19 protein-coding genes are annotated in these 18,720 nt (G+C 46.3%); 16 read left to right on the plus strand and 3 right to left on the minus strand.

What is annotated here, in order from left to right; all coding sequences use genetic code 11:
- Positions 1 to 24: 24 nt before the first annotated feature.
- Complete coding sequence (locus CWE08_RS06500; protein ID WP_126766896.1) at positions 25 to 672, plus strand: TetR/AcrR family transcriptional regulator; 648 nt, start codon at positions 25 to 27, stop codon at positions 670 to 672.
- A 52-nt stretch (positions 673 to 724) separates the two neighbouring features.
- Positions 725 to 3,037 carry an acyl-CoA dehydrogenase gene (locus tag CWE08_RS06505; RefSeq protein ID WP_126766898.1) on the plus strand — a complete coding sequence of 771 codons (2,313 nt, stop codon included), beginning with the start codon at positions 725 to 727 and terminating at the stop codon, positions 3,035 to 3,037.
- A gap of 72 nt (positions 3,038 to 3,109) precedes the next feature.
- Here the strand turns inward: CWE08_RS06505 and CWE08_RS06510 are convergent, their stop codons facing one another.
- A complete protein-coding gene (locus CWE08_RS06510) occupies positions 3,110 to 4,486 on the minus strand; it encodes a S41 family peptidase (RefSeq protein WP_126766900.1) in 1,377 nt (458 codons plus the stop codon).
- Between the two features lie 322 nt (positions 4,487 to 4,808).
- Here CWE08_RS06510 and nagZ point away from each other — a divergent pair, with 322 nt between their 5' ends.
- The gene (gene nagZ / locus CWE08_RS06515; protein ID WP_126766902.1) at positions 4,809 to 5,813 is read left to right on the plus strand and encodes a beta-N-acetylhexosaminidase; all 1,005 of its coding nucleotides are present in this window, start codon (positions 4,809 to 4,811) and stop codon (positions 5,811 to 5,813) included.
- A 12-nt stretch (positions 5,814 to 5,825) separates the two neighbouring features.
- Here the strand turns inward: nagZ and queC are convergent, their stop codons facing one another.
- Complete coding sequence (gene queC, locus CWE08_RS06520) at positions 5,826 to 6,524, minus strand: 7-cyano-7-deazaguanine synthase QueC (protein WP_126766904.1); 699 nt, start codon at positions 6,522 to 6,524, stop codon at positions 5,826 to 5,828.
- Positions 6,525 to 6,650: 126 nt separating this feature from the next.
- Here queC and queE point away from each other — a divergent pair, with 126 nt between their 5' ends.
- The 13 genes from queE (at position 6,651) to CWE08_RS06585 (ending at position 18,070) form a co-directional block, all read left to right on the plus strand.
- Positions 6,651 to 7,322: a 7-carboxy-7-deazaguanine synthase QueE gene (queE, locus tag CWE08_RS06525; RefSeq protein WP_126766906.1), complete on the plus strand. Its 672-nt coding sequence runs from the start codon at positions 6,651 to 6,653 to the stop codon at positions 7,320 to 7,322.
- Between the two features lie 106 nt (positions 7,323 to 7,428).
- Positions 7,429 to 7,755: a pilus assembly protein gene (locus tag CWE08_RS06530; RefSeq protein WP_241973852.1), complete on the plus strand. Its 327-nt coding sequence runs from the start codon at positions 7,429 to 7,431 to the stop codon at positions 7,753 to 7,755.
- On the plus strand, positions 7,730 to 8,971 hold the full coding sequence (locus CWE08_RS06535; protein ID WP_126766908.1) for a hypothetical protein: 1,242 nt from the start codon (positions 7,730 to 7,732) through the stop codon (positions 8,969 to 8,971). The genes CWE08_RS06530 and CWE08_RS06535 overlap by 26 nt, the downstream gene beginning before the upstream one ends.
- Positions 8,968 to 9,654, plus strand: coding sequence for a hypothetical protein (locus CWE08_RS06540; protein WP_126766910.1), 687 nt, complete (start codon positions 8,968 to 8,970; stop codon positions 9,652 to 9,654). The genes CWE08_RS06535 and CWE08_RS06540 overlap by 4 nt, the downstream gene beginning before the upstream one ends.
- Positions 9,654 to 10,433, plus strand: a complete 780-nt coding sequence (locus CWE08_RS06545; protein ID WP_126766912.1) for a hypothetical protein — start codon at positions 9,654 to 9,656, stop codon at positions 10,431 to 10,433. Before CWE08_RS06540 ends, CWE08_RS06545 begins: the two co-directional genes overlap by 1 nt.
- A gap of 29 nt (positions 10,434 to 10,462) precedes the next feature.
- Entirely contained in the window at positions 10,463 to 11,287 is an 825-nt protein-coding gene (gene cpaB, locus CWE08_RS06550) for a Flp pilus assembly protein CpaB (protein ID WP_157981235.1), read from the plus strand.
- Entirely contained in the window at positions 11,288 to 12,625 is a 1,338-nt protein-coding gene (locus CWE08_RS06555; protein ID WP_126766916.1) for a type II and III secretion system protein family protein, read from the plus strand. It begins immediately after the preceding gene.
- Complete coding sequence (locus CWE08_RS06560; protein WP_126766918.1) at positions 12,626 to 13,903, plus strand: TadA family conjugal transfer-associated ATPase; 1,278 nt, start codon at positions 12,626 to 12,628, stop codon at positions 13,901 to 13,903.
- A 28-nt stretch (positions 13,904 to 13,931) separates the two neighbouring features.
- Positions 13,932 to 14,786 (plus strand): type II secretion system F family protein, encoded by an 855-nt coding sequence (locus CWE08_RS06565; protein ID WP_126766920.1) that lies wholly within the window; start codon positions 13,932 to 13,934, stop codon positions 14,784 to 14,786.
- Positions 14,783 to 15,490 (plus strand): type II secretion system F family protein, encoded by a 708-nt coding sequence (locus CWE08_RS06570; protein ID WP_126766922.1) that lies wholly within the window; start codon positions 14,783 to 14,785, stop codon positions 15,488 to 15,490. The genes CWE08_RS06565 and CWE08_RS06570 overlap by 4 nt, the downstream gene beginning before the upstream one ends.
- A gap of 81 nt (positions 15,491 to 15,571) precedes the next feature.
- On the plus strand, positions 15,572 to 15,955 hold the full coding sequence (locus tag CWE08_RS06575; RefSeq protein ID WP_126766923.1) for a DUF192 domain-containing protein: 384 nt from the start codon (positions 15,572 to 15,574) through the stop codon (positions 15,953 to 15,955).
- Positions 15,952 to 16,398, plus strand: a complete 447-nt coding sequence (locus CWE08_RS06580) for a tetratricopeptide repeat protein (RefSeq protein ID WP_126766925.1) — start codon at positions 15,952 to 15,954, stop codon at positions 16,396 to 16,398. Before CWE08_RS06575 ends, CWE08_RS06580 begins: the two co-directional genes overlap by 4 nt.
- On the plus strand, positions 16,385 to 18,070 hold the full coding sequence (locus CWE08_RS06585) for a hypothetical protein (RefSeq protein WP_126766927.1): 1,686 nt from the start codon (positions 16,385 to 16,387) through the stop codon (positions 18,068 to 18,070). Before CWE08_RS06580 ends, CWE08_RS06585 begins: the two co-directional genes overlap by 14 nt.
- Before the next feature lie 102 nt (positions 18,071 to 18,172).
- Here the strand turns inward: CWE08_RS06585 and smpB are convergent, their stop codons facing one another.
- Positions 18,173 to 18,646: an SsrA-binding protein SmpB gene (gene smpB / locus CWE08_RS06590; RefSeq protein ID WP_420837078.1), complete on the minus strand. Its 474-nt coding sequence runs from the start codon at positions 18,644 to 18,646 to the stop codon at positions 18,173 to 18,175.
- Positions 18,647 to 18,720 lie beyond the last annotated feature (74 nt).

Genomic DNA, 18,720 nt, shown 5'->3' on the forward strand with positions numbered 1-18,720 from the left:
GATCGTTTTAAATAAGGGGCAGTTATGGCGAAAGCCCTACGCACGAAAGACAAAATTATTATTGCGGCAGAAAAACTATTCTCGGAGCACGGCTTTGAGCAAACCTCTTTGCGGCAAATTACCAGTGAGGCCGAAGTTAATTTAGCTTCTGTAAATTACCACTTTGGTTCCAAGAAAGCCTTGATTCAAGCAGTAATGGCACGCTATCAAAGCGTATTTATGCCCGCTTTAGCAGAACAATTACACCAGCTGCAGAAACACCCAGAGCAAATTACCACCAAGGATGTACTGGCCTGTACGATGCAACCTATGATTGCGCTGCGGCATGTGCGCTTAGATGGTCCTGTTATCTATTTGCGTTTGCTTGGCTATGCTTACAGTGAAATTCAAGGGCATTTGCGTAAATTCACTATGAGCAACTATGGTGAAATCGTGCATGAATTTTTTCAATTGATACAACAAGCGAATCCTAGCGTATGCCCTAAAACCCTATTTTGGCGCTTACACTTTAGCTTGGGAGCCATGTTGTTTGCGCAAACATCGAGCCAAGCTCTTCGAGAAATAGCGGCCGCAGATTTTGGTGAGGAAACGCAAGCAGAAGAAACATTATTAAAATTATTACCCTTCGTGGCTGCGGGGATTTCTGCTGCCGAGCCAGATGTGGAAAGTTAAGCTATGTTATATACGATCGAGTATTCATAATACGGGCTGTTAAGGAGCTGTCATGTCCATTATTTTAATTCTACTTGTTATTATCGCGGTGCTATTTGGTGTGCCGGATATCCGCCGGCGGGTAATTTCGCGCCCGGCATTCAAGTTTTTCAAACGCGTGCTACCGCCTATGTCGAATACTGAGCGGGAGGCGATGGAAGCTGGGGATGTATGGTGGGATGGTGAATTATTTTCCGGGCAACCGGATTGGTTTTCGCTGCTGAAAACCAAAGCACCCACGTTCACGAGCGAAGAACAAGCTTTTATTGATGGGCCACTAGAGGAACTTCTAGCGGCGTTGGATGATTTTGATATCAACGTGCACCAACGCGATTTACCGGAAGCAGTTTGGGCGATTATTAAAAAGCATCGTTTCTTTGCCATGATCATTGGTAAAGAGTATGGCGGGTTAGATTTCTCTCCCGCTGCAAACTCGCACATTGTTTCCCGTATTGCCACGCGCTCCTTGGCTACCGCGGTAACTATCATGGTGCCTAATTCTCTAGGTCCAGGTGAGTTACTTACGCATTATGGCACTATGGAGCAAAAGCAACGTTGGTTGCCGGGTCTGGCGAAGGGTGATGAAATCCCATGTTTCGCGCTAACAGGGCCAGAAGCAGGTTCCGATGCCGGAAGCATTCCGGATACTGGGGTAATCTGTAAAGGTGAATATAACGGTGAGGAAGTGGTTGGTATTCGGCTGAATTGGAGTAAGCGGTATATCACCTTAGCGCCAGTAGCAACAGTGCTTGGGCTAGCTTTTAAATTGTATGATCCAGAAAACCTAATAGGTGAAAAAGAAGAGCTTGGTATAACCTGCGCGTTAATTCCCACGAATCACGAGGGGGTAGAAATTGGTGATCGCCATTACCCGCTTACCCAAGCTTTCATGAACGGCACCACCTACGGAAAAGATGTGTTCATTCCGTTAGATTGGATTATCGGTGGCCAAAAATATGCCGGTAAAGGCTGGCAAATGCTGATGGAATGCTTGTCAGCAGGGCGAGGTATTTCGTTGCCGGCTTTAGCAACAGCTACTGGACACAACGCCCAACGCTACACTGGTGCGTACGCTTTCGTTCGCCAGCAGTTCGGGTTACCTATTGGTAAATTCGAGGGCGTACAGGAGGCTATGGGGCGAATCGGCGGGTTGAACTACAGTATAGAATCCATGCGTCGATTAACGGTTACAGCCTTGTGTGAGGGCTACAGCCCATCAGTGATTACGGCAATGACAAAGTACCACATGACAGAAATGGGCCGGCAAGTGATGAACGATGCGCTCGATGTGCATGCTGGTAAAGGTATTCAGATGGGGCCGTTAAATTACCTAGCCTCTGGCTATATGGGTACACCCATTTCGATTACCGTTGAAGGGGCCAATATTCTTACGCGTAATCTAATGATTTTTGGTCAAGGTGCAACTCGATGTCATCCTTATGTGTTGGCGGAAATGGAAGCGGCGGCAAATGAAGATGAAGAAGCCGGTTTACGCGCATTTGATCATTTACTCATCAAGCATATAGGTTTTGCCGCGGGGAACACCTTCAGCGCCTTGTGGCATGGTTTAACAGGTGCGCGATTTGCAAATGCACCGGTAAGCGGGGAAACCACAAAGTATTACCAGCAATTATCTCGTATGAGCCGTGGCCTCGCGCTATGTGCCGATGTTTCCATGCTCACTATGGGCGGCGATTTAAAACGCAAAGAGATGATTTCGGCACGGCTTGGGGATGTATTGAGCCATTTATATATGGCATCGGCGGTGTTGAAGCGGTTTGAAGATGACGGCCGGCAGGTGGCTGATTTGCCTTTTGTTCATTACGCCATCGCAAATCATTTACATGCCATTGGTGTTGCCTTTGCGGGCTTCTTTCAAAATTTCCCAAATCAGGCCGTTGGCCGAATACTCAAATTCTTCGTGTTCCCATTCGGTATCCGTTATTTGAAACCAGCTGATGGCTATGCTCAAGCTATATCTGAAGCCATGATGCAGCCAGGTGTTGCCCGTGAACGCCATACATTCTTGAGCTACTGGAAAGATGATGGAAAAGATGTAACTGGCCATATGGAATTGGCATTCGTGCGGATGTTCGAATTGCAGGACGTTTATAAACGTATCAAGAAGGCTCAGAAAAAAGGTGAGATAAGCGAAAATCTTTTAGGCGATGAGTTAGCAGATGCCGCGCTGGAAGCCGAAATTTTAAGTACGGATGAAGCCAAGGCCTTCCGTGAGTGTGAAATATTACGCATGCGCGCGGTGGCGGTAGATAGCTTTGCCAAAGAAGATGTGAAGAAAGGTGAATTTAATGCGAAACCTACCTAGAAGATAGGCGGAATATAAAAAACCGGCAGTCAATGCCGGTTTTTTATTTGCTCTTACTGTAAGGGCGCACCCTTAAAATTCATTGCGCCATTTTTCAAGAAGTGGATTATTAGATTTTACCGGGGCGGATAACACCCGAGCGTCGGTTTCTTCCACTTGTAAACTGCTTACACTCGCCGCTGCACTGCATTGCCCGTTTGCAATGTGATAAGAGGCTTCTGCGAGCAACGGATCGGCGGGGTCTCCCCAATCACCTACAATCACATCTTCGGCAGCGCAAGTAACGGGTAAGCCATCAAAATAGTTACCAAAGCCTTCGGCATTAACGGTTTGGAAGGTAATTGCAAATACAACTTTATCGCAAATGTCGCGAGGTTGTTGGCCAACGGGTTTACCACAGGTGGGCGCACCAATAGTAACTACTTCAACGAAGGGGCTCAGTGAATTAATTACCAACTCTGAGGAAGAGCAACTGGCATTGGTGGTGAGAACATACACACGATCTAAATTTAAACGTTCGATTCCGGGCCCTAAATCGAAAAATGTCACTTGGTCTTCGTAATTATCGTTATATTGATAGGTAAGAAATACTTCATTTTCAACGTTATTCCACGCCGCTTGTGAAGCTAGTTGATTTGCAACCCGCACGAGGCCGCCACCGTTGTAGCGTAAATCAATGATCAATTCATCCACACCAATAAGGGCATCATAAGCGTTGTTTAAATCAACTTCGGCACGGTTGATAAAGGTGTCGAATACAAAATATCCCACTTCTTTATCGTCAATTTGCAACCGTTCAGTAGCCATTACCGTGTTGGTTTCTACCGTGCTTTTTTCTAAACGCTCAGTAAATAGTTGGCCGTCAGGTTTACGATAAGTAATCTCGCGCTCAACACCGTCGCTGTTATCACCGAACAGATCAACGGTAGATGCTTCACCGTTTTCTATACGTTGATACCAAGTTTCCATCGGAATACCTTCAATTTCGGTAATCACATCGCCGCGGCGAATACCCGCTTGAGCTGCCGCTGAATTATCATAAACATAACGAACTTCGATTACGCCTAAATCGGTTCGGTCACGAATACCAAAACCAAACCCAAAAAACTCGGCATCAATGTAGCGTGCCTGGTACTCTTCCTCGGTAATGATGAAAGAAAACCTATCGCGAGGTACAACTAAATCATCGAGCAGCTCAAACACTGAACCGTAACTATCCGGGTTCACATTGGTGTTGATCTCATCGTTCCAAAGGTAGCGATCATCCATAAAATCGAGTAGTTGCTGGTTCTGCCCAGCAATCGAACATTGGTTATTGTTGATCAGTGGTGGCTCGCCTTCGAATACATCTTCACTACCACAGGCCGCTAGAACTAGTGGCAGGGTAGCTGCCACTAGCAGTTTTCGTTGCGATGAAAAGCGTTTTGAATTTACTTTGCTGGCACACATAATTTCTCTCTACTTCTAAGAGCCCTGTTTTGCCATAAAAGCAAAAGAAAAGGCTCATGCTAATTCACCAACCCCCTTTCAGAAACAATCATATAATGTGCTTTATTCACTGAAGATCGGTTGTAACCTTGCCGTTGTTTCTAGCATAGTTATATTTTTGTTAATTTGGAATGCTTTCGTGCACGCATTTACTGAGTTTTACTCTTCTAATGAGTTTCGGCCGATTTACTTGCAATTTACGCCGCAGCAGAGCAGAAATTCGATATGCAATGGGTTATTGTAATAAGGCAGTAGTTAACTTTACACAAGGAATAAACGTTTTATGTCAGGATTGATTCTCGATTTCGCAGGTACTCGTTTAACGGAGCAAGATCGTGAGCTTTTGTTGCATCCATCGGTTGCGGGCGTAATCCTTTTTACGCGCAATTACGAGAGCCCTGAGCAGTTAACTGAGCTTACTGCCGATATTAGAAATACGGCGAAGCGAGATATTCTGATCACGGTGGATCATGAAGGTGGTCGTGTACAGCGTTTTCGGAGTGGCTTTTCAGCGATTCCAGCTATGGGACATTTTCAGCATATTGCGAAAAATGAAGCGCAACAAGCGGCACTTGCGCGGGAAATGGGTTGGTTGATGGCCAGTGAGTTATTAGCCTGCGGCGTAGACCACAGTTTTGCACCTGTGCTTGATGTGCATGGTCCGAGCCAGGTGATTGGCGATCGAGCTTTCGCTGAAAAGCCCGAAGATATTGTTTGGTTGGCGAATGCATTTATTCGTGGAATGCATGAAGCAGGTATGCGCGCTACCGGTAAACATTTTCCCGGGCACGGAACTGTTGTGGCTGATTCACATGTAGATATTCCCGTTGATGATCGCGATCTTGCCGCGATTCTCGAGCATGATGGTGCAGTGTTCGCGCAATTAGCGCAAAATATTCAAGCGGTTATGCCAGCACATGTTATTTATCCAAAAGTTGCACCTGAACCCGCTGGCTTTTCCTCGTTTTGGTTGCAAGAGATATTGCGGGAACGTTTTGAATTTGCCGGTGTGATCATCAGCGATGATTTGTTGATGGCAGGTGCTACCGTGGCGGGTAGTGTGCAAGAGCGAGCAGAAAAGGCGTTAGCAGCCGGTTGTGATTTGTTGCTCGTATGCAACGACCAAGCCGCCGCGCGCAAGGTTCTTGCAGATGTGAGTTTTCCTGAGCCAAGCCGTGATGCTATTGGCATCTTAAAAGGGAAAACTAGCTTCACAACGCTGGATGCTCTAAAAGGCAGCCAGCGCTGGAAGAACGCTCAGAAACTTTTGGAAATGTTTATCGCTTAAAGCATCTGTAACTTATTCTTCGTAGGTTAATGGATCGGTGATACCGTGGGCGGCAAATGCTGCTAGGCGTTCACGGCATGCGCTGCATTTGCCGCACGCGTGTTCTCTGCCGTTGTAGCAGGTCCATGTGTCGGCATAATCTAAGTTCATGCGAATGCCATCAGCTAAGATATCGCCCTTTGTGTTGTGTAAATAGGGCGAGTGCACTGGGATCGCCTTATAATTAGCGAGTTGGCTTACAGTATTCATGGCCTCAACGAATTCTGGGCGGCAATCGGGATAGATATCGTGGTCACCTGCATGTGCACCGTAATAAACCTCATCAGCATCAATTGAAACCGCGTAACCAATCGCTAACGAGAGTAAAATCATATTTCGGTTAGGAACCACGGTTGATTGCATATTGCTCTCGGCGTAATCGGCGTTTGGTACGGCAATATCGGAAGTTAGGGAGGAGCCAGCCAGTAAGCTGTTGATTGCACGGATATCAACAATTTTGTGTTCAATTTTCAGCTTTTCGCATACTTTAGCCGCATAATCTAGCTCTTTACTGTGGCGTTGCCCGTAATTAAATGAAAGTGCGGCAACTTGGCAGCCGTCGGCGATTGCGCGATTTAATACGGTAAAAGAATCCATACCGCCGGAATAGATTACAACGGCTCGTTTGCACTTGGCCGCTGGCTGATTCGATGATGCTGGTGTGGGCTGCATTTAGGCGAAAACTCCAATTTCTATTTGTTAATGCGTTCACGATAGTGGATTTGCTATAATGCCACTTACTTTGCGATCTTACCTCAATCCGCATTAATACAGAAGCTACTCAAGAAGGCAACGGCCATGCAATATCCGGTTAATGAACTGTTCGAAACTATTCAAGGCGAAGGTTTATATACCGGTGTGCCGGCAATATTTTTGCGCTTACAAGGCTGCCCTGTGGGTTGCCCTTGGTGTGATACGCAACACACCTGGAGTAAAATGGCAGAAAATGCTGTTGATTTCGGCCAAATCATTACCAAAACTGGCCCGGATGAGCGTTACAGCGAACTCAGCGCGGAAGCGATTTTACAACGCATTCAGAGCTTGGGTTTTACCGCCAAACACATCGTGATTACCGGCGGAGAACCTTGTATGTACGATCTGCGCCCCCTCGCCGAAGTACTCGAACCCCTTGGTTATCAATTACAAATCGAAACAAGTGGAACCTTTCCTATTTTGGCAAGCTCCAGTACTTGGGTTACGGTATCGCCAAAAGTTGATATGCCGGGTGGCTACCCGGTTTTAGCCGATGCTATGCAGCGTGCAGATGAAATTAAATATCCGATTGCGATGGAAAAACACATTAGTGCATTCGATGCCTTGCTGGCAGAAAAGCCTGCCCGTGCTGGCGCGGTTATTTGTTTGCAGCCTATAAGCCAGCGGCCAAGAGCAACGGAACTGGCGATTAAAGTGTGCCGAGAGCGCAACTGGCGGTTGTCGGTACAACTACATAAATATTTGGCAATAGAGTAAAAGCCGCTCACGAACTTTTCTCATGTTGTGCTTAGAGCTATGCTTTCACTATTACGGCAAGGGTTACCGTAATAGCTAGGGAAGCATACTGCTCAAGGAGGGCAACATGTTAAGAAAACACTTCAGTAAATCATTATCAAAGCAAAATCACTTGCGGCAGAGCACGGGTGCTCCTGCACGTATCCAAGCTGGGCAGGGCATGACAGAGTACATTGTTGTTCTAGCCCTAGTTGTTGTTGCGGCTATTGGTGTGTACTCATTCTTTGGAAAAACTGTTCGTAATCAAATGGCTGGTGTTGCCCAAGAAATCTCAGGAAAATCGAGTACCACACAAGTACGCAATGCCGCCGCAGCAGCCAACAGTGCGGCCACTCAAGCGAATAAAGATTACAGTTTGAGTAACTACGATGAAGCCACAAACTCGGGGAATTAAGGCGCCAGCGCGGGGAATTTATTTGCTGCTAGCCGCTTTGCTGATGGCTGGGTTGGCGTTTGCACTCCTTCAGGTTGTTGAATTGAGCCAACAGGTTCAAAAACAAACTGAAATCGAGCAAGTAGCGCAATATGCCGCTGAAGCCTTAGGAATCATTGCGGCCCGCGATTTAAACATTAAAGCAATTAGTAACCGCGCTATGGTAGCCAACGAAATGGCGATTGGCCAAATTATTGGCTTCCATACCTGGTATGAAATGACCAGGGAAACCAGTACGAACATGGCTTTGATATCGGCGTGGATACCCTATGTGAATAGTGTCACCTTTCAAATTGCTCGATTGTTAAATCAACTTCAACAACCAATGCGAACCGGTATCCAGGCGGCACTTGCTTTGCAAAGAGCAGTAATTAGTGGGCTCTCTGGTTTTCAGTGGGCGTTTCATCAGGCTGCTTGGTTGAGCAGCATTGCCACCGCGACCGATATTGTAGAGGGCACTGAAAAAGATTTAGAAATCCGCTTGCTCAATCACCAAACCTTGGTAGACGCTGAATATTTATGGCTACGAATGCAAAAACATAGCCGTGATCTTGAACATCAAGAGGATTACGCGCAGATGGTGAGTGATTCTCGTGATTCATTCAGTGAACGAAGAACTTATAGTTGGGTGAATGTTTTAGGTTCGAAAGTTTACCGCGCGGGCGGCTCAGAAATTAAGGTAAATAATCAGGGGCAGTTAGTTTGGCAATCACTTGATACGCATCAATTGCACCTAGATCTATGGGTTACCAATGCTTATATACCAATCGGTGGCGGCGCTAGTTATTTAACCGAAGCACTACCACGCAGGCGAAGCACTGAAGGTTTTGGCGATAGTTATCAACTAAATTGGACAACATCAAGAGCAACGGCACGGCGTGGGCATCGCTTTCTTCTACAACCGCAAGCACCGGCCTACTATCGGCTGCAGGATGCAGAGGGTATTACCAAGAAACCGCCACAAATCACGCTCGTTGTTCAAGAGCGTGGGGGCAGCGATGATGAACCTCGTCTTTGGGGTATGGGCCGCAGTGAAATTTATTTTCAAAGGCCAAATCGATTCTGGCCCCGAGCCGATGATTCTATCGAGCGGGCCAACTTGCATAATGCTCTGTGGCAAGTTCGGCCGAAAAACATTAGCGAAGTAGACCGGAAATTAATTGGAGCACAGTTATGAATAAAGCTTATGGAAGAGCTTTACAGGGATTATCGAAACGATCATTTGGTCAAGCTATGGTTGAGTTCACCCTGCTAATCAGTGTTTTAGGCATGATTTTATTATGGGCACTACCGGAACTGAAAGGCAGGCTAGATAAGCGCTATGAGGCGCAACAATTACTTTCATTGCATCTTCAGCAAGTGCCGCTGAGAGAGCACGCAGGATTAGAACATTGGCAAATCGATGATTACCAGCGTGAGTTCAACTTAGAAATTGGTAAGGAATACCAATTAACTACGGCGGTAAGCGATGATTATGCCTTTGCTAAAGGCATCCGGCCGCTTTGGAAACTGTTGGATTGGCAGGAAGATTTCTCACTGCCTTTGAATACCCTGCACAGCGCGATTTTACAGCCAAAAGGTGATGATTCAGGGCATCCGCCATGGTTGAGCTATTTGCGTTTAAGCGATGGCTGGGCACCAAGGCACTTGCAGGATCTCATTGGTCGGCCGCAGGCCCTAACCACTTCTCAGTATGTAAAAAACTTGGGGTTTGAACATGTGCAATTATTAGTATCTATTTTGCCATTTGCACGGGAGTTTTCGCCAAAGCAATTACGTTTGGGATTTGTTGATGCGGATGTTGTTCCGAGTAACGCACTATGTGAGCCACGAAATCATTCGAATCAAGGTACTTGCTGATGAACCAGTTCAAGCAGTTATCGCTATTTTTGTTGGTTATGTTGAGCGCATCATCGTTGATCTCCGCTAAAGCGTTTGGTTCTGAAACTCAATTTCTTGCAAGTGATATGGTTTCGGGAATGCAGCCGAAGTATTTAGATGCTCATAAGGTTTCACTCAACGCTACCAGTTCGCTTCGGCTTTTGAACTATGAATTAACGGTGTGGCCTAGTTCTGCCTCATTTGCCGAATTAGTGGCACACTTGGAATCGCTTGAAGATTGCTTAATATTTCAATCGGATTCGACCGAGCATAAAACCGATTCTCGACATGCGAATAGCCAAGTTGAAGTAAAACGGCGGCAGATAAGTTGCGCAAACGAAAAGGCAATTCTATCGGCTTATGCTACCAAATATGGCGTTTTTTGGTCAGAAGCATGGCTAGAATCGCAAAAAGCTCAGTTTTCGCAGGGGGATTCGGATTTCTCTAACACCACGGTGATGAAAAACGGCACAAATGGCAGGAACATAATCGATAGGAAGCAAACACAGCTAGTTTCTGAGTACAGCAGCGGTGCTGAGCGAGTAATTACATGGATATCAGACCGCAGTATTGATGATTTACAGCAACAAGAACTGAGATTAGCGCAGGGGAAAGGCTGGCGAATTACCGCTTACGATCAGTATACGGGCAGTTTTGTTCTGGCTAAAGAAAATCACTCAATCCAGGTTTTTATATCGGGTTGGGAACAAGATGACGGCCGCATATTTATTACCGAGGTAACGCAGAAGAAACCATAGTTTGCACATTTACAGCAGAGGGAACTGCAGTGTTTAAAGGAAAATTTTTCAAAGGGATATTTTTGCCACTGGCAATTGGTTTGATTTGTGCCCTGATATCAGCGGTACTTTTATATCAGTACGTTCAAGACCTGCAAGTAAAACAGCTTGCAGATTCACGGGTACAGATTGAGCCCGCAAAGCCAAAAATTCCCGTGGTGGTGTCAACACAAGGGTTACACCCGGGTATGCCATTGAACCTTGATGATTTGCGCGTGCGTGAGCTCGATGAAACCAGTTTGCCTTCTGATATCGTACACCCGCATGAGGCTGAATTATTAGTTGGCAGAACTGTTCGTGCAGATTTAACGCAGGCTATTCGTTCAGGTAAACCTCTGCAGTGGTTGCATTTGCAGCCGCTAGCTGCGGCGAGTTTTGCTAGCACTCTACCACCCGGTTCAGTACCGCTTTCGTTTTCTATTTCTTCACTGCAGCAACACGCGGGTTTACTCAAGCCCGGTGATACCATTGATCTATACGCGAATATGCAGGGTAACGCAGAGCTCATTCTTGAGCGTGCAGTAGTAATGGCTACAGGGCACATCACTCAGGCATCCCAAGAGCAAAGCTCCGGAGTAGTGAACACCGGACAATCACTCAGGCCGGAAGCCTACCAGCAAATAACCGTTGCTGTGCCGTTAGCTGATTACTTCAAAATTCACCAGATTTCTGAAAACCAAATGCTACTTCCGATTCTTAGAGATGCTAAAGATCCTGTTCGAGTTGAGGGTCTTGCGGGCTTTTCCTCGGTAGAAATCATTACCCCGGGTAGCCACACCGCTGTTCCGAATTTTTCTCAGTATGGAGGTTACTAAATGCCCGCTACTGCATTCCTACGTTCAATGATGCTGCTCATAATTTCTTCGCTATTCCTGATTAACGGGTATTCGTTTTCTGCAAAGGCCAATGATGAAATTAGCGTTAACCAAGAGCCAAAAAGCTTAGCTGTTGGGAGCGCAGAAATGATTTACACGGAAGAAAAAATAATCCGTGTAGCGTTGGCCAACCCAAGTATCGCCGAGGCTCGGCTTATCAATGATAAAGAGCTAATGATCATGGCATTGGCGGCTGGGCAAACAGACGTGATTTGGTGGTTGGAAAGTGGTGGTCATGAAAAGATACAAGTACAGGTGCATGCACCAACCGATGTTAGTTTGCGCGCCACACTTGAGCAAATTACGGATACTGCGCCATTGCTGAGTGTAACCTGGCAGCGTGGGCAGCCCATTTTAAGTGGTGAGGTAGATGAATATGTATTTGCCAGATTAGAAAAACTAAAAGCGGATTTTTCAAGCTTAAACATTGCCAATGTTGAATTGAAAAATTTACCAAAAGCCACTTTGGAATTAGCGGTAAAAGTGTATGAGGTGAATCGACGCTCACTACGGCAATTAGGTTTGAATTGGCAGCAAAGCATAGCAGGGCCAGCGTTAGGGGTTATTAGTGATTGGCACAGCGGTAATCGGTTTCGAGCAATAGGCGAACAAGCGCTTAACACAGTGCCCGGAGCGGAATCGTTATTGGCAGGTTTACCGCAAGGCCAATATGGCTATCTAGGCTGGAATACGAGTTTAGCAAGCACTTTGCAAATGATACAGGAGCGTGGTGAAGGGCGCGTATTAGCAACGCCAAAGTTGCGCGTTGAAAGTGGCGAAAGCGCCGAGTTTTTGGCGGGCGGTGAAATTCCTATTCCACAAATTACTTTACAAGGCGCTACACAAGTTGATTTTAAAAACTATGGGATTTACCTAAAAGTGGCACCGGTAAAGCTGGCTGATGGGCGCATCCGCACGCAAGTAATCAGTGAGTTGAGCCAACCTGATTTGGGCATAGCAGTGCAGGGGGTACCTGGTTTGCGCACACGGCGAACGGAAACCATGGTCACGGTAAACGAGGGGGAAACCTTAGTGATTGCCGGTTTAGTAAGCCATGAAGAAAGCGAGGTGCATTCTGGCATACCGGGGGCGGGACGCTGGTTATCAAATCGTGATCAACAAGCACAGGAAACCGAGTTAGTTGTATTTATTACGCCAATAGATGTCCATGAGCAAACTGCTCGGTATGCCGAGCAGCTTGAGCAGCAAGCGGAGCTCTTGCAGAGTTTTAATGCGTTGGGCTGCACTGGAATGCTTGAGGTTGAGGAGAAGCCATAAATGGATTTTGCTAATTTTGCGGATGCCGAAAGAAGTCGTTATCAAAGGTTGCTTGAAAACACCTTGAAGGCGGTAAATATTCATCATACTGATGTTGATTTGCTCTCAGATACTGAGTTGCGAGAGGTGGTTGCCACCGTTATTAGAAAGGAATTGAAAAGAGAATCGATCGACATTCAAAGTGTTAATGAAGAAGTGCTGATTCAAAGTGCCATTGATGATTTGGTGGGGCTCGGGCCGATAGAAAATTTACTTCGTGATCCCGACGTTACGGAAATAATGCTAAATCGCTTTAATCAAGTTTTCATTGAACGCCGCGGCAGTTTAACGCTGAGCCCTTATAGTTTTCGCGATGAGCAGGCCGTTCGCCGAGTGATTGAGAGAATTGTTACACCCCTTGGGCGCCGCATTGATGAGAGTGTGCCTATGGTCGATGCGCGATTACCAAATGGTGCTCGAGTGAACGCCGTCATTCCGCCACTGGCTGTTGATGGTGCTTGCCTCACCATTCGAAAGTTCGCGATAAATCGGCTAACTATGGCGAATTTGCAAGATTCTGGAAGTGTGAGCCCCGAACTTGCGAAGCTATTGATGAGTGCGGTGCGATGTCGACAAAATATGTTGATTTGCGGCGGCACTGGCAGTGGTAAAACCACCTTATTGAATATATTAGCTGATTTCATTCCAGAACATGAGCGCATCATCACGATTGAAGATGCTGCGGAGTTGCAATTGCAGCACGCCAATTTAGTTAGATTAGAGGCGCGGCCAGCCAATCAGGAGGGTGAGGGCGCGGTGAGTATTCGCCAATTGGTGATAAACGCATTGCGAATGCGGCCAGATCGGATTGTGGTGGGTGAGTGTCGAGCGGGCGAGAGTTTAGATATGTTGCAGGCTATGAACACCGGGCATGATGGTTCTCTAACCACGTTGCATGCGAATACACCTAGAGATGCACTTCGCCGATTAGAAACCATGGTGCTAATGGCGGGAATTGAAATCCCTATGAGCGCGATTCGGCAACAGATTATGGGTGCAGTTAAATTACTTGTGCAAATTACTCGGCTGGCGAATGGCAAGCGCGTTGTTTCTAGCTTAGCGGAGCTACAAGGTAACGATGGCGATGTACTACAACTTGCCGAGCTTGTTCGCTACAACACAGAAACAGAATCTCATGAAGTAACGGGGCAAGTGCCACGGTTTATTGATCAACTCCCAGAATCTGAACGGGAGAAAATACTAGCAGAACTAAATCAAGCAAATGCATTCGCGTTTTAGCTTGTCGGTTATTTAAGGTGATATCGGTATGTTGATCGTGCTTATCGCGTTTTTTATTGGCTTAAGTAGCGCAGCTCTCGCGCTATTGCTACAAACCGGATTGCGCCAGATCGCAGAAAGCTATGAGAAAACTTACGAAAATAGAATGCAACAAAGCCTTACCGAACTATTTCTTTTTGTACCGGTGCGGCAGTTACTTACCCTCTGGCTCTTTGTTTGGTTAGTGATGTTGTGCACGCTTTGGTTGCTTTCTGTTGCCTGGGGTTGGTTGATATCTATCATGATTGCACTTAGTTTTGGGCCTTGGCAGCTCTATCAATACCTGAAGAAGAAACGGCAAAAAGCATTTCAAAAGCAGCTTCCGGATGCACTTTTGTTGCTTGCGAATATTTTACGTTCCGGCGGCAGTATGCAAGTGGGGTTACAATTTATTGCCCGAGAAATGCCTATTCCGCTTGCCCAAGAAATGACACTGGTAACACGGCAACTTCGGCTCGGGAAATCATTTCCTGATGCACTTTTTGATCTTCAACAACGCATGCCTTCGATTGATTTAGATCGTGCGGTAGTGGCGCTCCGGCTAGGATACGAAGCCGGTGGGCAACAGGCGCCGCTGCTAGAAAGATTAGCTGCGAGTATGCGGAAGAAACTGCAATTACAGCAACGGATCTTGAGTTTGAGTGCGCAAGGTAGAATTCAGGGCCGAGTGATGACAGCTTTACCGCTGTTACTGTGTGCAGTGCTCTGGTTTATGGAGCAAACCATCATGGAAACTTTAAGCACTCACCATATTGGTTGGTTTCTTGCGGTAACTATGATTGGAATGCTACTTGCTGGGCATTGGTTGATTAATCGCATTCTGAAAATTGAGGTGCCGCTATGAACTGGGTACTTATTTTGATTGGTTCCTTCGCAATAAGTTCAGGCTGCTGTGTTGGCTTAATTGTGCATATGAGGATTTCGGCGGCTAAACAAAAAGAAGAAGATGTACAAAAACCTAAACATCGACTCATGGTGTTTGCGAGCAAGATATGGCGCTTACGAGGCAAGAAACAGTATCAGCAGCAAGCGCGATACGCCTTACCAACTTTTATGGAAACACTAGCTATGCTGTTGTCTGCAGGCTTTCCTCTGCCAACTGCGTTACAGCGGATTGTGAGTGTGCCAAATAGTATTGCGAGTTCGCCTGTGAATACACAAAACCAAACTCAAAATGATTCGAAGCCGAGTTTGAAAAACAATATGCAAATGAATCCGCTAGTACTTGAGTTTCGCGAAGTTTTGCGGCGAACGCGCACCGGAGAGAGCTTATCCGAGGCACTTCAGAAGTTAAGAGATACTTTACCGGGGCCGGAAATTGCCATGTTTGTTAGTTTGTTGATTCAAGCCAATCAACATGGTGGACGCCTTGCCGATTTACTCAATTATCAAGCCGATGTTCGCCGGCAACAAATAGCTGAGGAAATTGAGGCGCAGGCGCAGGAAGCACCGGTGAGGCTATTAATGCCTCTGGTTATTTTCATTTTCCCAGCCACTATGCTGCCATTTATTGGTGTCATTATAGGGAAAGTGATGTGGCCTAGCTGATTGGTAAATATGTGAAAGGGTAAGTTAGAAAAGATATTTAGCTTTGAGTTACAAATTATAACTGCGAAGGAGAGCAAACATATGCAGCAATGGAATGTACGCATTAAGAGGCACGGCAATATCGCCTCACTAGCCTGTGTTCGTTTTGGCGAACATCAATTTCTAGGTCAATTAAAGGTAGCGGCATCAGGTTGGAATCGGTTACTCGGTTGGGGGTGTCGAGGATCTGCGCTTGGGATTTGGCTTACCCCATGTCGAAGTATTCATACATTTTCTATGAAGGAGGCCATTGATTTACTTTGGCTCAATAAGCAGCAGCGAGTGGTGCATGTGGAAACCAACGTAAAACCTGGATCATGGCGTTACCGCGCCGATGCACAAAGCGTTGTTGAGTTGCCCGCTGGTTTTTTAGCTAAGCACGGATTGATTCCAAAACAGGGTTTAACGGAGGCGGTGTTGCAATGAAAAGATTCACACAAATTCGGTTGTTGTATTTGTTGCTCATCATAACCTTCCTAAGCGCTTGCTCGGCAACGCCAAAACTTAAATTTGATGAGCAAGTACAGTGGCAGAATCAAGCTATAGCGAGCTATCGGAGTGGTGATTTTCTCGGTGCTGAGAGTGCTTTACGGCAACTGCTAAAAACAAATGAAAAAGATGCTCAGAGCTGGTTGTTACTTGGTAATGTGCATTTGCGGGAACAGAGAATAGAAGCGGCATTAAACGCTTACCAACGCGCGTTAAGCTACCAACCTGATTTAGCAGCCGCTAGGCACAATCTAGCGCTAACGCACCTGCGGTTAGCAACATTAACTCTCATTGAAGGGCAAGCTTACGATTCCGAAGCGCATCTTAACCTTGCTCAAGCTTTGTTGCGTTTGCAGGGCCAGAATCGTGCTGCATTATAAACAACAAGGGTATGGATTAATTGTTCTATTGCTTGTTTTAATTGCGGCAGCCGGTTCGGCACTTACTGCAAAAATTTACCAACAGAGCAAACAAAAGCAGCGCCAGGATGAGTTAATCGTTGAAACGCTTCACCAAACACGAATGGCGACTATGCGTTACTATCAACAGAATGGGCATTGGCCTGCACAACCCATACCCGATTTGGCGGTTAGCTACGTTGAATCACTTACTCTTGTGGCTGGTTCTGAACCAGCGTTGCGCATAAAGCTATTTAGCCAAAATAGGGTGGAGCGAGTGCAACCCTATTTAGCTGCAAGTTGGGTGAGTGGCGATGAACTTTGGTTGCGTTTATTAACCGAGCCCGTGGCGAATGCTGCGAACCGCCCGGATGATCAGAGCGATTGGGTGAATCGAGCTGATAACGGAACGGGAATAGAAAATACTAGCTTTGAGACTATGAATACTGCGTTGGATATGGCCGGTTTCGATTTAAATGGTTTGCAGCAATTAGATTCTGAGCAATTGAACGTGAATGAAATAAATAGTGGTGCTTTCAATACCACTACGCTAACCGGAAATGCGGCAACCAACCAAGATGCCATAAGCTTGAATGTGCAGGTAGATCACCTACAGAGCCAAAGCATGCGCGCAACAGTAGCCGACATCGACCGCATTCAGGCAATGGCTATGCAGGTTACTCACGGAGCGAATGTTGGAAATTGGCAACAATCGCAAATTCGCATGTTAGATACTGAAGCGAGTAATAGTGTTTTTCAGCAAGTAACGGTTGATGTTTTAGATACAGCTAACTTTACGGCTGCAGAATTGGATACAAATACATTACAAGCCAACGAAGGGAACGTAAACTCAGCCCAGGTTAATACGCTAACTGCAAATTCAGTTTCTGCATCGAATATGCTGAGCTCGGCAGTAAACACAACAAGCTCGGTAGTGCTGCAAGCTGAGGTAGAGCGTTTAAATGCCGTGGGATTAGTTACAGTAGATGATACTGTTCATATAGCAGGTGTAAATGCAGATAACATCGAGAATGTAGGTGCGGAACTCACCGGGCTTTACCACAACTTATGGGCTTGTATGCATGAAAACCGGTGGTGTGAAGCACCTATGCCACCGAATCTTTCGATGCAAAGTTGTCAAGGATGCAGCCAAGAGCAGAGGCAGGAGAATTTCACCGCTAGCATTTCTGTGAATCTATCGGAGTGTGTGCATGGGTGTGATTTACAGCTATCGGCAGACGGCGCCACAGGACAATGCGAGCCGGCTAGTATTCCGCCTTTGCAAAGTGGCTCTAGCACTTGCACGGTGAACAAACAACTAGGAGCAGGGGAGGCATGGCAAAAACTAGTGCGTATAAGTGCGCAAAATAACAAAAGGGCGAGTATGCAAAGTGATATTTATGCTTTTGTTAGTTGGCAACGGACGTTAGGTAATTGCCCCAGCTTTTCTGAGAGCGAACCGATTTACGGCTTTACGCCGATGCAATTCACCACCCTAACGTATCCAGAGACAACGCCGGGTAACCGCGCTCAGGTGAGTAAATCCGGAACCGGCTGTACAGATTGGGGAACTCAATGGTTTTGCAACGGCACCGCTGATTGTAATGCCAATGGCGAGTGGGAAAATGTGATTGGCTTTTGCAGCTGCCAGTGAGCGTGTTGCTAACCGTGAGCGTGTAGTAGCCAGTTAAAACAATGTGCTGAAGTGCAGCTGCGCGTGCAAACCTATGCACAAGTTTGCACGTTTAAGCGGGCGTTAGCGAACGCTATGTTTCATCATCCGCTCTTTTTGCCGCGCCCAATCACGATCTTTAATGGTGTCGCGTTTGTCGTGAGATTTTTTACCTTTCGCAAGATAGATCTCGAGCTTTATCCAAGGCCCTTTCCAATACATTGCCGTAGCCACAATGGCGTAACCTTCACGCTCCACCTTACTAAACAGCACGCTGAGCTGCTTTTTCTTCAGTAGTAGTTTGCGAGTTCGATCAGGATCACACACCACGTGGCTCGAAGCCTGATGGAGTGGTTGAATTTGTGAACCAAGCAAATAGGCTTCACCGTTTTTCAAGATCACGTAACTATCGGCAATGTTCACCTTGCCGTTACGGATACTTTTAACTTCCCAACCCTCAAGTTCAATACCCGCCTCGAACTTATCTTCAAGGAAATATTCGTGGCGAGCTTTTTTATTCAGGGCTATTGTGGGTACTGATTTATTTTTCGATTTCATGGGGCGTATTATACGCATCGTGCCCGCGCTGAAAAGAGAAATCACAAAAGATGCATCAGTTTGAAAGAAGGAGT

It is taken from the genome of Aliidiomarina iranensis (genome assembly GCF_003987135.1).
GTDB lineage: Bacteria > Pseudomonadota > Gammaproteobacteria > Enterobacterales > Alteromonadaceae > Aliidiomarina > Aliidiomarina iranensis.

Coding starts and splice junctions, on each gene's coding strand:
- CWE08_RS06500 (WP_126766896.1), top strand. CDS start 25: ATGGCGAAAGCCCTACGCACGAAAGACAAAATTATTATTGCGGCAGAA.
- CWE08_RS06505 (WP_126766898.1), top strand. CDS start 725: ATGTCCATTATTTTAATTCTACTTGTTATTATCGCGGTGCTATTTGGT.
- CWE08_RS06510 (WP_126766900.1), bottom strand. CDS start 4,486: ATGTGTGCCAGCAAAGTAAATTCAAAACGCTTTTCATCGCAACGAAAA.
- nagZ (WP_126766902.1), top strand. CDS start 4,809: ATGTCAGGATTGATTCTCGATTTCGCAGGTACTCGTTTAACGGAGCAA.
- queC (WP_126766904.1), bottom strand. CDS start 6,524: ATGCAGCCCACACCAGCATCATCGAATCAGCCAGCGGCCAAGTGCAAA.
- queE (WP_126766906.1), top strand. CDS start 6,651: ATGCAATATCCGGTTAATGAACTGTTCGAAACTATTCAAGGCGAAGGT.
- CWE08_RS06530 (WP_241973852.1), top strand. CDS start 7,429: ATGTTAAGAAAACACTTCAGTAAATCATTATCAAAGCAAAATCACTTG.
- CWE08_RS06535 (WP_126766908.1), top strand. CDS start 7,730: ATGAAGCCACAAACTCGGGGAATTAAGGCGCCAGCGCGGGGAATTTAT.
- CWE08_RS06540 (WP_126766910.1), top strand. CDS start 8,968: ATGAATAAAGCTTATGGAAGAGCTTTACAGGGATTATCGAAACGATCA.
- CWE08_RS06545 (WP_126766912.1), top strand. CDS start 9,654: ATGAACCAGTTCAAGCAGTTATCGCTATTTTTGTTGGTTATGTTGAGC.
- CWE08_RS06555 (WP_126766916.1), top strand. CDS start 11,288: ATGCCCGCTACTGCATTCCTACGTTCAATGATGCTGCTCATAATTTCT.
- CWE08_RS06560 (WP_126766918.1), top strand. CDS start 12,626: ATGGATTTTGCTAATTTTGCGGATGCCGAAAGAAGTCGTTATCAAAGG.
- CWE08_RS06565 (WP_126766920.1), top strand. CDS start 13,932: ATGTTGATCGTGCTTATCGCGTTTTTTATTGGCTTAAGTAGCGCAGCT.
- CWE08_RS06570 (WP_126766922.1), top strand. CDS start 14,783: ATGAACTGGGTACTTATTTTGATTGGTTCCTTCGCAATAAGTTCAGGC.
- CWE08_RS06575 (WP_126766923.1), top strand. CDS start 15,572: ATGCAGCAATGGAATGTACGCATTAAGAGGCACGGCAATATCGCCTCA.
- CWE08_RS06580 (WP_126766925.1), top strand. CDS start 15,952: ATGAAAAGATTCACACAAATTCGGTTGTTGTATTTGTTGCTCATCATA.
- smpB (WP_420837078.1), bottom strand. CDS start 18,646: ATGAAATCGAAAAATAAATCAGTACCCACAATAGCCCTGAATAAAAAA.